This is a genomic window from Acinetobacter sp. BMW17, from assembly GCF_001592855.1.
Classification (GTDB): domain Bacteria; phylum Pseudomonadota; class Gammaproteobacteria; order Pseudomonadales; family Moraxellaceae; genus Acinetobacter; species Acinetobacter johnsonii.
Genome location: NZ_LSOD01000027.1, coordinates 82550 through 96886, shown reverse-complemented (window position 1 = coordinate 96886; position 14337 = coordinate 82550). Strand labels below are relative to the sequence as shown.

At 41.3% G+C, this 14337-nt stretch carries 10 protein-coding genes and 1 pseudogene; 4 read left to right on the top strand and 7 right to left on the bottom strand.

The window, feature by feature from the left end:
- Window positions 1-41: 41 nt before the first annotated feature.
- Together AXW61_RS08335 and AXW61_RS08330 are read right to left on the bottom strand one after the other, a co-directional pair.
- Window positions 42-947 carry a neutral zinc metallopeptidase gene (locus tag AXW61_RS08335; protein WP_004695581.1) on the bottom strand — a complete coding sequence of 302 codons (906 nt, stop codon included), beginning with the start codon at window positions 945-947 and terminating at the stop codon, window positions 42-44.
- A 41-nt stretch (window positions 948-988) separates the two neighbouring features.
- The gene (locus AXW61_RS08330) at window positions 989-1915 is read right to left on the bottom strand and encodes a DUF808 domain-containing protein (protein ID WP_062033977.1); all 927 of its coding nucleotides are present in this window, start codon (window positions 1913-1915) and stop codon (window positions 989-991) included.
- A 197-nt stretch (window positions 1916-2112) separates the two neighbouring features.
- Here AXW61_RS08330 and trpS point away from each other — a divergent pair, with 197 nt between their 5' ends.
- The 3 genes from trpS (at window position 2113) to AXW61_RS08315 (ending at window position 5989) form a co-directional block, all read left to right on the top strand.
- A complete protein-coding gene (gene trpS, locus AXW61_RS08325; protein WP_004695576.1) occupies window positions 2113-3126 on the top strand; it encodes a tryptophan--tRNA ligase in 1014 nt (337 codons plus the stop codon).
- Between the two features lie 460 nt (window positions 3127-3586).
- A complete protein-coding gene (locus AXW61_RS08320) occupies window positions 3587-4231 on the top strand; it encodes a YqiJ family protein (protein WP_062033976.1) in 645 nt (214 codons plus the stop codon).
- Between the two features lie 45 nt (window positions 4232-4276).
- Window positions 4277-5989, top strand: coding sequence for a flotillin family protein (locus AXW61_RS08315; RefSeq protein ID WP_004695572.1), 1713 nt, complete (start codon window positions 4277-4279; stop codon window positions 5987-5989).
- A 299-nt stretch (window positions 5990-6288) separates the two neighbouring features.
- Here the strand turns inward: AXW61_RS08315 and AXW61_RS08310 are convergent, their stop codons facing one another.
- Window positions 6289-6663 carry a hypothetical protein gene (locus tag AXW61_RS08310; RefSeq protein ID WP_081408280.1) on the bottom strand — a complete coding sequence of 125 codons (375 nt, stop codon included), beginning with the start codon at window positions 6661-6663 and terminating at the stop codon, window positions 6289-6291.
- A gap of 365 nt (window positions 6664-7028) precedes the next feature.
- Between AXW61_RS08310 and pgaB (AXW61_RS08305) the strand changes: the two genes are divergently transcribed.
- Window positions 7029-8288 (top strand): poly-beta-1,6-N-acetyl-D-glucosamine N-deacetylase PgaB, encoded by a 1260-nt coding sequence (pgaB, locus tag AXW61_RS08305; RefSeq protein ID WP_240487447.1) that lies wholly within the window; start codon window positions 7029-7031, stop codon window positions 8286-8288.
- Between the two features lie 28 nt (window positions 8289-8316).
- On the opposite strand, the pseudogene pgaD reads toward pgaB (AXW61_RS08305), so the two are convergent.
- The 4 genes and pseudogenes from pgaD to pgaA form a co-directional block, all read right to left on the bottom strand.
- Window positions 8317-8580: pseudogene (pgaD, locus tag AXW61_RS17785) on the bottom strand (poly-beta-1,6-N-acetyl-D-glucosamine biosynthesis protein PgaD); the annotation flags it as partial.
- A gap of 121 nt (window positions 8581-8701) precedes the next feature.
- Window positions 8702-9976: a poly-beta-1,6-N-acetyl-D-glucosamine synthase gene (pgaC, locus tag AXW61_RS08300; protein WP_062033974.1), complete on the bottom strand. Its 1275-nt coding sequence runs from the start codon at window positions 9974-9976 to the stop codon at window positions 8702-8704.
- Complete coding sequence (pgaB, locus tag AXW61_RS08295) at window positions 9976-11811, bottom strand: poly-beta-1,6-N-acetyl-D-glucosamine N-deacetylase PgaB (protein WP_062033973.1); 1836 nt, start codon at window positions 11809-11811, stop codon at window positions 9976-9978. Before pgaB (AXW61_RS08295) ends, pgaC begins: the two co-directional genes overlap by 1 nt.
- Window positions 11811-14267, bottom strand: coding sequence for a poly-beta-1,6 N-acetyl-D-glucosamine export porin PgaA (gene pgaA / locus AXW61_RS08290; protein WP_062034019.1), 2457 nt, complete (start codon window positions 14265-14267; stop codon window positions 11811-11813). Before pgaA ends, pgaB (AXW61_RS08295) begins: the two co-directional genes overlap by 1 nt.
- Window positions 14268-14337: the final 70 nt, after the last annotated feature.

The window sequence follows — 14337 nt, the reverse complement described above, 5'->3', positions numbered from 1 at the left end:
TGAAATAAAAAAGAGGCGATCAATCGCCTCTTTTTTATGGCTTAAATGGCTTGATTAAAGGTATCGCAACTTTCAACTTGACCCGACTTAAAGCCCGTACCAAACCATGTCATACGCTGTTGACTGGTTCCATGGGTAAAGCTATCAGGGACCACTTGCCCTGTTGCCCGCTTTTGTAAGTAATCATCACCAATCTTATGTGCCGCATCCATCGCCTCTTCAACATCGCCTTGCTCTAAGAACTGAGTCCGTTGATTGTTATGATGTGCCCATACTCCTGCTAGACAGTCAGCCTGTAACTCTTGGCGTACCGATAAAGCATTGCCTTGTGCTTTTGAGCCCTGTGCACGAGCCTTTTGTACTTGTTCAGAAATACCTAAAATGGTCTGAATATGATGTCCAACCTCATGTGCCACTACATAAGCCTGAGCAAAGTCACCCGCTTGATCTTGGCGCGCCAACTCCGTTTGGTTTTGCTCACCGCCGATACCCATTTGAGTTCGCATGTCTTTAAAGAAAGCGGTGTCGATATACACCTTCTGATCTGCTGGACAGTAAAACGGCCCCATTGCAGACTGAGCAGTACCACAACCCGAATTGATCACTCCTGAAAACATCACCAACTTCGGTGGAACATATTGTTGTCCCAATTGCTGTTGGAAAATTTGACTCCATGTGTCTTCAGTATCGGCCAGTACCGTACCGACAAAGTCCATCGCTTCCTGCTGATCAGGCGTTGGGTTATCCAAACCTTGGGTTTCTGCCGCTCCAGTTTGTGCGGTCACTTGTTTAGTGGCTTGGTAGGCTTGCTGCGGATCGACTCCTAGAAATTTCCATGCCACAAAGGCCACGATCAGCCCTAAAATACTGATGCCACCCGCCTTGACACCGCCACCACCGCGACGATCCTCGACATTGCTACTGACACGACGTCCCTTCCAACGCATAGCACTCTTCCTTCTTCTAATTCATGCTGACCCGATCCAGTTTATGCCTTTTTTGAACTCGGCCAAACTTTTTTAATCAAGCTCACAATAGCCAATACAATCAAACCAGCCACTAAACCAATCACTAAGTTAATCAGTGTTGGGGTTAATGCTCCCACAATGCTTCCCACAGTTGGAATATGTTCAGCATAATCCACTGAACCTTCAGTGAAATGATGCAATAAAGGCACGCCGTGGGAAATAATGCCACCACCCACTAAAAACATCGCGATAGTGCCCACGATGGTTAAGGTCTTCATTAGTTTTGGTGCAAAAGCCAATAAACCACGGCCAATCGTTTGCTTAAATGAAGAGGCTTGCTGAGTTAGATACAGCCCTAAATCATCAATTTTGACAATCATCGCAACAAAACCATACACACCGACGGTCATTAAAATGGCAATTACAGACAACACCATAACTTTGGTTGAAAAAGTTGCAGCAGCCACAGTCCCCAGTGAAATCACTACAATTTCTGCCGACAAAATAAAGTCGGTACGAATCGCGCCTTTGACCTTATCTTTTTCAAAAGTCGCCATATCCATTTCAATCGCAGTTAATTCTTGGCTGGCTTCTTCTTCGGTTTTGGCTTTTTTGTGATGCAAACTGTGCAGAACTTTTTCTACCCCTTCATAGCATAGAAATAAACCACCAATCATTAACAGTGGCGTGATCAGCCATGGTGCAACCACACTAATCAACAGCGCCGCAGGGACTAAAATCAATTTATTAACAAAAGAGCCTTTTGCCACAGCCCAAACCACAGGCAGCTCACGGTCAGTACGAACCCCGCTGACCTGTTGAGCATTGAGTGCTAAATCATCGCCCAAAACACCCGCCGTTTTTTTTGCCGCCATTTTACTCATGACCGCAACGTCATCTAATATTGTGGCAATATCATCTAGTAATATTAATAAGCTACTCGCCATTTATTTTTATCCATCTTGAGAATTTTGACATTTTAATCTGTGATCTAAGCTTTTGAATATTTGTTTTTTGAAATTTAACTGATTTTATAATTTTTTCACTGCAGTTTTTTTAAGACTGACATTGAAAAAGATTATGCCGTACAATGTCTGCATTCTTTGAAAATAGCATGTCGCTACGACGACTTTGGAAATAGATAATGAGTAATCAAGACAACCGTCCTGTTATTTTGACAGGCGACCGTCCAACGGGACAACTTCATTTAGGGCACTTTGTCGGATCTTTACGTTCACGTGTGGGTTTGCAGGATTCACACCATCAGCATTTATTATTGGCAGATGCGCAAGCCTTTACTGACAATGCAGATAACTTTGAAAAAGTTCGCCGCAATATTCTTGAAGTTGCCACAGATTACTTAGCAGTCGGGATCGACCCAACCAAAACCACCATTTGCGTGCAGTCGAGCTTACCCGCGCTGAATGAACTCACCATGTTGTATCTCAACTTTGTGACCGTGTCTCGTTTAGAACGTAACCCAACCATCAAGTCTGAAATTCAGATGCGTGGTTTCGAACGAGATATTCCAGCTGGTTTCTTATGCTACCCAGTTGCACAAGCAGCAGATATCACCGCATTTAAAGCAACGGTTGTACCTGTGGGTGAAGATCAGATTCCAATGATCGAACAGACCAATGAAATCGTACGCCGCTTAAACCGTCAGATTGGTCAGGAATTACTACCTGAGTGTAAGGCTCTGCTTTCCAATATGAGCCGCTTACCTGGCTTTGATGGTAAAGCCAAAATGTCGAAATCTTTAGGCAATACCATTGTGTTGGATGCAACTGATAAAGACATTAAAAAAGCTGTTAATGCGATGTACACCGACCCGAACCACCTGCGTGTTGAAGACCCAGGTCAGGTTGAAGGTAATATCGTATTTACGTATTTAGATGCGTTTGATCCAAACAAAGAAGAAGTTGAAGAACTGAAAGCACATTACCGCCGTGGCGGTTTAGGCGATGGTACGGTGAAAAAACGTCTTGAAGGCGTATTGAAAGAGCTGATCACGCCAATTCGTGAACGCCGTATGGAACTTGCGAAAGATCCTGATTACATCATGGATATTTTGAAGACAGGTACAGATAAATGTCGTGATATCACTCAACAGACTCTAGATGAAGTTAAATCAGGTTTAGGGGTGTTTCATTTCTAATCCGTTCTTAAACTAATGCGCTTCTTTAAAGCCTTTCCCACTGAGAAAGGCTTTTTTAATCGCGAAATAAACACGAATAAGCTACATGCATCTCAAAAACTGACATTTAGTGTCGTTTGTTAACCTAAATTTACAGTAATTAACGTGAATACTCATGAAATAAGAACGCGCAGACCTTATGATGAGTTCATAGCTTAGATTAACCCTGAGATATAACATTTCTCCTTTTTACCGAAACTGTGTAACAACAGATTCGTAGTTCTACGCAATGAATACCCCAATCATTGCGTATTTTTTTGTCTAAAATTTATCAAATCCCAATTAAACTGCTCTCTCCTTACGTGCCAACAAACTTAGACATTCTGTTTTTTGAATGCTATGCTAAAGCCCAATTTCAATACAATTCTTTTTAAAAATTTACACTTAACTGATAACAGCATAAAAATAGAGAACCTTTAGAATGTGGGAATTATTTACTCACCCATCCAATTTAATTTTTAGTATTTGCCTCAGTCTGATGTTTTTGTTGGGACTGCTCGAATTGATTTTATTGGTATTAGGCGGCGGCTCACAAGGCCTACTTGACCAATTCCTACCTGATGACCTAGGCAGTACTAAAGACGTCGACATTGCACTAGATGCCGATCAAGGTTGGCTCAATGCCCTGCTGGATTGGTTGTTTATTGGCCGTATCCCTCTCTTGGTTTGGCTGATTATCTTCCTCACCTTGTATAGCTTAAGTGGCTTTATTCTACAGTCCATTCTGCAAACTTGGACCGGGAGCTATTGGAGTGCATGGATCATGGCACCTCTTTGCCTCGTACTTTCGATGCCTATGATTCGTTACAGTGCCATGCTGATTGCTAAAATTTTGCCACAAGATGAAACCACAGCAATTTACAGTGAAGAGCTGATTGGACGAACAGCACTGATTATTTTAGGTGAAGCTAAAGTCAACTCACCTGCTCAAGCACGAGTCCAAGATCAGTTTGGGCAAACGCATTATGTACTGGTTGAACCTGAAACAGACCTTCATTTTTCTCAAGGTCAAGAAGTCATTTTGACTCAAAAAACCAAGATTGGCTTTAAAGCCATTTCACTTTAATTCTTTCATTTTGTACTTATAACTTTAAATAAAATCGGGACCCTTATGCTCAGCAACAATTTCTATAACATTCTTATTCTTGCAGGGATTATCTTTGCAGCTCTGGTTATTATCGGCATTATTATTGCCCGTCTGTACCGTCGTTCCAGCAAAGAAATCTCTTTCGTACGTACAGGTTTTGGCGGCGAAAAAGTTATTTTAGGTGGCGGTGCAATTGTACTGCCTGTATTACATGAAATTATCCCTGTTAACATGAACACGCTACGTTTAGAGGTTCGCCGTGCTGATGACCAAGCGCTCATTACCCGTGACCGTATGCGTGTCGATGTCATGGCGGAGTTCTATGTGCGTGTAAAACCTTTGGCTGAATCAATTGCAGTGGCCGCGCAGACTTTGGGACAAAAAACCATGTCTCCAAATGAGTTGAAGAACCTTGTGGAAGGCAAATTTGTCGATTCCTTGCGTGCAGTCGCTGCTGAAATGGCGATGGAAGAGTTGCATGAAAAACGCGTGGACTTCGTGCAAAAAGTACAACAAGTGGTGTCTGAAGACTTACATAAAAATGGTCTAGAGCTTGAAACGGTGTCATTAACAGGTTTAGACCAAACAGGTTTTAAATACTTTAACCCTCAGAATGCATTCGATGCTGAAGGTTTAACCAAGCTGACAGAAACAATTGAAGACCGTCGTCGTAAACGTAATCATATCGAGCAAGACGCTGACCTTGCCATTAAGACCAAAAACTTAGAAGCAGAACAAGCGCGCCTACAAATCATTCGTGAAGAAGAATACGCCAAACTACAGCAAGAGCGTGAAATTGCAATTCGCCGTGCAGAGCAACTGGCTGAAATTGCCTCACAAGAAGCTGAGAAAAAGCGTGAAGCAGAAGAAGCACGTATTGCAGCTGAGCGTGAAGTCGAGTTAAAGCGTATTGGTGCAGCACGTGATGTGGAAAGCCAAAATATTCAAAAATCACAAATTATTGAACAAGCGCAGGTTGAACAAAAGAAAACCATTGAGCTGGCTGAACAGTCACGTGCCATTGCAATTGCTGAAAAGTCGCGTGAAGAGTCTGAAGCCAAAGCTTCTGCTGACCGTGCCCGCGCTGAAGCGGTTAAAGCTGAAGAAGAAGTGATTACCGTACGTGAAACCCAGCGTGCTGAGCGTCAAAAAGCAGTTGAGTTGGTTGCGGCGAAGCAGGCTGCAGAAAAAGATGCAATTGCGATTACAGTTGCAGCTGAAGCAGGCAAACAAGCTGCTGCCGATGATGCCGAAGCCGTTCGTATTGCTGCGGAAGCTCAAGCTGAACAAGCTCGCTTAAAAGCCAAAGGTGAAGCAGATGCCAAAATACTGTTGGCTCAGGCAATGGAAAAACAATACCAAGTCGACGCGGATGGTACACGTGCAGTGAATGAGGCCAACAACGTCTTATCTCCTGAGCAAGTTGAAATGCAAATTCGCCTAGCATTGTTAAAATACTTACCTGAGATCATTCGTGAAAGTGTTAAACCGATGGAAAACATTGATGACATCAAAATTCTACAGGTTAATGGTTTAGGCAATGTCGGTTCAGCTACAACTGGAGGTGATGGTACGGAATCTTCACAAGTTGCTTTGTCTGATCAAGTGGTGAATAGTGCGCTACGCTATCGTACCCAAGCACCACTAATCGATAGCTTGATGAATGAACTGGGGATTCAAGGCGGCGACATCAATGGTTTAACCCAAAGCTTAAAACCGCAAAGCAAAGCTCAATAGTAGTTAGACTTACAATCAAAAAACGCGACGATCTGTCGCGTTTTTATTATCTGCTTTAATATTCAACTTTCTACAAAATACACATTTAAGCTTTTTAAACGATAAACCTAAAAATTCACGCAGCACAGTAAGCCTATCATCTATTATAAAAATTTAAGTTATCTTCGTTCTTAAGTCGATTCACTCGCCATCAGAGAATTCAAAGAAGTAATGTAAACATCCTAAACTCTACAATTGAGTAAAAATATTCTAAACAGTAACGGAAAAAACTTTTTAATGAATAAATAGAATTAAGCTATTTAGTGTAAACGTACCCAAAAGAAACGAATCAATTGCCCACGATCATAAGGAAAATTTGAAAGGTACTCATATCCCACTTTATTTCTTTTGTTGACTTTAATTTCAATACCATACCCGAATGAAATACTTAGTACATCCAAGTCTGAACTGTGAAATTCCCCTGTCCCTAATTTATGGCTCAAACCATCCGAGTTGTAGGCCGAGTAGTTAAATATACGAATATATTCATTCTCATAAAAATCGTTATTGATCAATGTATAATCGTTTTCTTCTTCATCATGTTGTGCAGCTAACTGCTGATAATGGTGGAAGATATCATCACTCAAAGACTCCGGCAAATAGACATCTTCATTTTCAGCATAAGCGCTATTCATCGCTAGCCCGAACAAGAATAAGCAACGACAAAACAATAAATGAATAGGCTTGAACATCTGTAATATTATGTCTTCAAAAGAATTATTTTAATTGTGAATATAGCATAGTCTCCTATTAAAGAACGTGCTCCTCAAGCAGACGAATAACAATAGCTATGCTAAACCTCATCGCTGAATAAAAACTTGTCCTTACCTTGAAACTGCTACTTAATCTTTGAATAAGTGAATGAGGCATTGAAAGTGGCAACGTTAATTTTGACTTATTTCAACACAGAACAATACATAAAAAAATCCAGCCCGTGAACAATTTCGATTACAGTATTCATCCACACTTTATTATTCGCTTAAGCACTATGGCTTATTTTATGAACAATAAAAAACTGAGTAAACTATTCATTTTCATTTCAAGCTGCGCTTTATTTGCGTACAGTGCAGTGTCTCAGTCAGCACCTCCCATTAAAATAAAAAATCATCCAATCGATGCGCTTGTCACTCAATATCAAGCTGAAACAACACTACCGTCTACGGCAACCAAGATTGATCAGATGCGTATCATGCATATTGATTTAGACTATGTCTACGATCCAGATAAAACCCAACAACAGCAAAACATCCAAGCATTAATTGCGCGTATACAGCAAATCCAACCGAATACTATTTTTTTACAAGCCTTTGCTGACCCTGATGCTAACGGTTCGGCAGACCAAGTTTATTTTGAAAATCGCCATATCACGACTCGTGATAATTTATTCCCCCAAGCTCTCAGTGCGATTCGAGAACAAACACAAGTTCAACACATCTATGCATGGCTTCCACTGATTGCATGGGAGTTTCGCAAACAGGAGCACTTACAATATGTAGAGAATAGCCAAAAATCCTCACATGGCTATATTCGTGTCAGTCCCTTTGATCCGAAAAATATAAATTTGGTTGCAGAGATTTTTAGTGATTTTCTTCAAAAAAATCCAGTCGATGGCATTCTCTATCATGATGATATTACCCTTAGTGACTATGAAGATAATTCTGCTGCTGCACAAAAAATGTATACGGCATGGGGCTTCAAAGATCTCTCCGTATTACGCAATCCAAATCATCCCCAACAATTTAAATTTGCCCAGCATAAAACCGCTTATCTCGATCAGTTTGCAGCAGGAATCAGTCAGATTTTAAAAAAACAAAAGCCGAATTTACTGACAGCACGCAACATGTATGCGCCTGTGGTACTCAATCCGAAAAGTGAACAATGGTTTAGTCAGTCGCAAACCAGTACCCTGCATCACTATGACTACAATGCCATCATGGCAATGCCCTATATGGAAGAAAGTTCCAACCATCGTCAGTTTTATTTAGACCTGATTGCTCAGGCAAAAAAATACGACCCAAACTTGGATCGTACTATTTTTGAACTTCAAGCCGTTAACTGGAAAAACAATCGTAAAATTTCCAGCAAAGAACTGGCAGAAACTATGCAGTTATTAAAGCAACACGGCGTCAAGCATTTTGGCTATTATCCAGATGATTTTGTGCAGCAACATCCACGTGCATCGACCTTGAATTCGGCATTTTCACTGGATCATTCAGATCATACGCCCGAAGGTCACCCTCTTCACTATAATGCAAAGTAATGTGCTCGGCTTGTTGCAAGCGCTTAATGTCTAGCTCACTGACCTTAAAACTATTTGCAAGGTCTGCAGCCATGACACTGCTTGGAAACAATCGCTTTTCGTTATTATGGAAACGATACCAATTATAACTTGCCCACAGAAACAAACACAAAATCAAGATACTAATAAGCCCAGCCAAATGGATCAAATTCAAAGGTTTTTTAGGCGCAGCTGCTACAACCAATTGCTCATAGGCCAAGTTTCCTTCAAACCACCAAAACAGGAGGGTGAGCAGCGGCAGAAACAGCCACATCCACATCATCCACCCCAATGCCAATAAGCTATAACCTGCCGTTTTATTTCGAACATATTCAGGCCTATCAATATAGGTCGGAATATCAAGTTTCGTATCATCCGTGATGATTTTAAATGCTTCATTCTTTTGCATCGTTTATCTCCCCTCTAAAGCCACGGTCTGGACTCACCCAACGAGCACGCTTTTGCGTTTTCAATAAGGTTTTAGGAACTGAAACAACGGTCGTCATCATGGTTAAGAGCCAAAAGAACAAGGGATACCAGATGACCCAAAAATAATTTCTTAACATTCGTCCACGATCATAGCGGCTATCGATCATCAGACTAACAAAAAACTGGATTAAACACGTTAGACCTAAGATCACCCCATACCACTGCGGGACAAAGGACTGAATCGCCCATTCACCTGGGAGCGGAAAAAACAATCCATAGAGGTAAAGGAGAATAATCCCAAACATCACATAAGCCCACATTACACTGATTATAGACTCAATTACGACAGGCCACATACGTCTTAAATGCCACTTGAACATTTGTGGGATATAGGCCAATAATACTTCGATCCCACCTTGCGCCCAACGCAAACGCTGTTTCCACAAACCCTTGAAGGTTTCTGGCATATAGATATAGCCCAAAGCATTCGGTACATAGTGCAGATCCCAATGGTCAAATTGCAAACGCCATGACACATCAATATCTTCTGTAATCATATCGTCACGCCAATAACCAATGCGGTCTAAAGCGGTTTTACGAAAGGCAACCAGTACTCCTGAAACAGTAAAAATACGCCCATAGGTGCGCTGCGCACGTTTAATTAAGCCAATAATAGATGAAAACTCACCCACCTGAATTTTGCCTAAAATACTGGAACGGTTAATGATTCTTGGGTTCCCTGTGACCGCACCCACCCGCGGGAAGCGTGTTAAGTGGTGCATCATCCACAGCACAGCATGCGGATGGAGTAATGCATCACCATCAATACACACCAAATATTCATGTTGGCTAACCATAGCTCCTGCTCTTAGTGCATAAGCCTTGCCTTGGTTTTCAGCCAGATGTACCACACGTAAACGTGGATACACTTGTTGTAATTCATCGAGTATTTGAGCCGTTTTATCACTACTTCCATCATTAATCGCAATCACCTCAAAGTCAGGGTATTGCGTTTGCATCGCATATTTGATGGTTTCACGTACCTGCTCTTCTTCATTAAAACAAGGAATCAAAATACTACATGCATGCTCACTCGGCTGAGGAATCTTATTTTGTTTATATTCACGTTTTAGATAAAACCATATACCACCTGCAATCCATAACCAAGCCATAAAGAGTGGATATAAGAATGCAAAACCAAAAAAATAATCATTGAAACTTAAATTAGATAACCATTGCATTATTTATTCTCCAAAACTTTTTGAGCAAATGGATCGCGGTAATTCAATGGGCCACTATTTAGGCTCAGCTCTGGGTAGAGATTCTGATGAATCACCTTTGCTTGGTTAAAACTGTAATTATTCACACCTACTTTTTGAATCGCTAAACTTCTTAGTTGTTGATAATCCTTTTTCAATTGTTTAGCTTGTTGTTTTGTTAATTGTGCGGGCACATTAAAGCTGGCAATTAAGTACTGCTGCTCTTTATCATTAAAGGTTTTAAGTTGCTCAACAAAGGCTTTAAAAACCTCAGGTTGCTGAAGGGGATCTAATTCCACATACAGAAAATCTGCATAGTCTAGAGTATAGTCAAGTAACGGTTTTAAACCTGAAAGTTGGGTTTGATCTAACTTAAACTTTAATGCAGTTTGGTTGTTAATACTGATGTTAGCGTAATATTCAGCCTGAGCTTTGAGCCGCTCTTTAATTTTAAAAACGCGTTCCACTTGAGCTTCGCACGCAGCATCCCATTTCTGTTGCTGTACCGCACAATCTAACATTGACCCAGTATCCAGCATTAAACCTTCTATAGAAGTGTTGCTTTTCACCAAATCAGCAGTTAAAGCAGTCAAGTCTAGATTTTGCTCGGTCTCTAAACTCAATGGAAGTTCTGCATAAATACGATTATTAATTCGAGTACGAGACTGCCAACTCACTCGGTTCAACATATCTTGCCGCATTTTGAGCTGACGATTTGGGAAATAGGCGACATCGATTTTTCCATCCCCATCACTATCCGACACCGCTTTAAGAATCAGCGTACTGGTTTTTAGCCCATCAACAGCGTCGAGAAATTGCCCGAGCTTCTGATTAAATTGCTCATTATTAACTGATTGCATTTCAGCCAAATCAAAGCGTAACAAACTCTTGCGCTGTTTATAGGGTGCACGTACATCGTTTAAAAATTCCAACATTTCCTGATTAATCATTTCAGGAGTTGGATTATCCATAATCAAGGCACGTTGATAAGTTTTCACCGAATCAGCTAACGGCGCCGTACTACCCAAACTAAAAGACATTGGAAAACCAGCTTTGGCAGCCAATTCTTCACTTTCAGTCGTCACCGCACCATACGGCCAAAAGATGGCTTTACTATTAATACCTAATTCAGTGTCTAAGATTTGCTTCGATTTTTTTAAATCCGCAATCACCCGATTTTGATATTCTTCCTCTGTCTCATAGCGTTTCTGCTTCTCAAGATATTCACGAGTAATCGCAGCAGGTTGCATATTTTGTTGTGGATTCGCCAAAATCCCACGGTGCATATTGTCAGAGTGAGAGACAAATTCAGCATAACCCGATGCCACCATTTCACGCATCTGCGGCCATGTCATTAAGTTGTCCTTACCGTACGCTTCATAGGCATCTTTGGTATTACCATTAATCCAGCTGGTCGGAATAGCAAAAACGGCTGGAGTTTTATATTGCTTTAACAGTGGGAAAACGCGGTTATAGCTACTTAAAGCACCATCATCAAACGTTAAAAGTAGGGCTTTGTTAGGTAATGTTTTTTTACCTTGACGTGCCAACCAAACGTCTTCCAAACGAATCGGATGCCATCCTTCGCGCTGAATCCACTCCAAATACTGCGCCAGATTTTTGGTGCTAATCGCATAGAGATCGCGGTCTCCTTGTTTTGCAACATCATCCCGTACATCATGGAAAGTTAAGGTCACAAATTGATTATCTTGTAATTTAATTTGTCTTGGTTTTGGTAATTCCGCATGAGAAAGCAGTGGTACGCCTGCTGTACCGACTAAACTCAACGCCATTAAAATATGAGTCAATGTTTTCATTAGAAGCGCCCCTCAAAACCGATGACACCGTAAGTTCGTTCCTCCGAGTCGCCATCATATGGATGTACACCCCAACCAATGCCGTAGTTCAACTTCCATGTTCTCGAGAGCTGCCAGTCATGTTGGTAATAGAAGTTATAAATCGCTTTTGCTGAAAAATCCGTCTGTTTATATGTCCCCACACTGGCTTCAAAGTGCTGGCTAAAATGACGATCATAATTACGCCATGTCATCCAATCATGAGCTAAAGCCACTTCTAAACTATAGTTGGATTCAGGGTTAAAATAATCTGCTTCGATATCATCATTTTTTCCGTAGTAACCACGTAAGGTGGCTTGCGTAATATGATGCGGCGCTTGGAAAATCTGCTGCATAAAATACGCGGCAGCTTCTTGACGCGTATTACCATCATCGATATCGGTCAGCTGATAAGTTGCTCCTGCTTTTCGCGACTCATTTTGTTGCCAATCCACACCAACAGCATAAGATTCACCTTCAAAACCACGATCAAGTGCTTGTAATGGAATATCTGCTTGACTGTTATAGCCTAAATGATAGTTCCAGTGATCATTAAGCCAGTGTGACCATTCCAATTCAGCGCCAACACGATCACCATCAGTAGCTTGGGATAATGCAATACTGGCATGTTTACGATTCGACGCCCACTCAAGACCTAGCCCAATACGGTTATCATCCACTTCACCATCCTCAAAGTCAGACCACCGGTAATCATGTGTAGCATAAGCACGGTAATTGTCGTAAAACCATGGACTGTTTAGACGTGTTTCATGGTCGCGCTCACGAGAACCCTTTAGCTGTCCCAGCAAGTCGCGACTATCTGATTTACTTCTTGAAATGGTAGTTTGGTGTTGAATGGTCGCTCGATTACGGTCATTTAACTCCTTCTGACTGAGCTTTACACCAGTATCCAACGGTGCTCGTTGTTGCAAATCTGCAGTTTGCGCTTTCCATGCTTGGATATTGCCTAGAGCTTGGCTATTTTGCATATGGTTAATACGCGTTGCCTGATCTATTGGCTCCACCCCATTCAGTTGAGATAAATTGCTCTCCGACAGCTCTGGTTTTTCACGCCAACGCTGAATCAGGGCTAAATTATTTTGATAACTAGGGTTGTTCGGAGCCTGCGCAAGCAGTTGCTCAAAGTATTGTTCAGCTTTGGCATGCTCATTGCGATAAGCATAATTCAATCCTTTTAATGCCAGATATTCAAAACGATCATCGTGCGTTGCTTTATTTACCCCTTTTGCCTGACTATAAATAAAAGTCGGCAATAAATGATCCATCTGCACAATCAACTGATCTGCTTGCTTAAATTTTTCCTGTTCAACAAGTGAATAATACAAGCCTGCATAAACATCATAATTGGGATAATTTTTTTCCAACAATAAGCTTCGATAATAAATTTCAGCTTGCTGCGGTTGACGTAAACGCAGATAACTGTCTGCCGCAGCATGACGGACATAGGTAGGCATCTCTAAAATAGGGATATTCACTTTCTGTAATGTCGCCAAGGTTTGTTTGGATGCCTGGCGTGCATTTAGCGCATAACTATAGTCATAATAAAACTTACGACGAATCGCTTGATCCTCTGGAAGTTCAGCCTCATAACGCTGCATATCCGCAATGACCTGATCGAGCTTGTTATAGGCCAGCATACCCTGATCACGATAGGTCAACATACGCTGCGACTGAATCGCATTTTGTATCCGCTGAGAAAACTCATTGAGTTTTATACTATGCTGTAGATTAGGGCGTGACTTATTGAGTCGATGTGTTTGAATATATTGCTCTGCTTCTGCATAGTCACTATTGACCATCAACGCTAAAACATATTGCTCTTGTATATCAGGGTTGGTCTCTTGCTTGCTTAATGCATATTTGGCCGTTTCCAGTGCTTCCACAGGCATATTCAAAACACGGTAGGCATACGACATTTGTGCTAAGTAGTCTGGACTGAGTTGCTCCTTGTTAATTTGCGCTAGTTTCTGCTTTGCCTGAGCAGATTGACCTGCCTCCGCACTTAACACCCCATCCCACACCAACCATTCCTGCTGTTGACTCTGTTGATAAAAAGTTTCTGCCCACTTTGCAGCAGATTGAAACTGCTTTAAGTCCCGCTGTCCCTTTACGACACTTAGCCATGCGTAGTTGGGAAAATCCTGAACTTGAATATTCTGTAAATAGCCCAAATCAGCCAATGTTAGCTTTTGATGTGCTTGTGTACTTACGATGTAATCAGCGATAAGCTTTTGATTTTGTGGTTGTTGATTTAAAAGAGTCCGTAATTGTTCTAGGCCTTGTTCAACCTGTCCCGATCGAATCAGAACAACCCCTTGTTCCCTGAGTTGATCAATATTGTCTGCGGCTTGTAAATGCGTGATGGGTGAAGTACTGGCTAAAATACAAATCGCCCAAATGGATTTTTTATAATTCATATTCATTTCACACTATGCTGGTAAATATCACCACACAATTTAATTATGCTTATTAATTATGTGTCTTTAG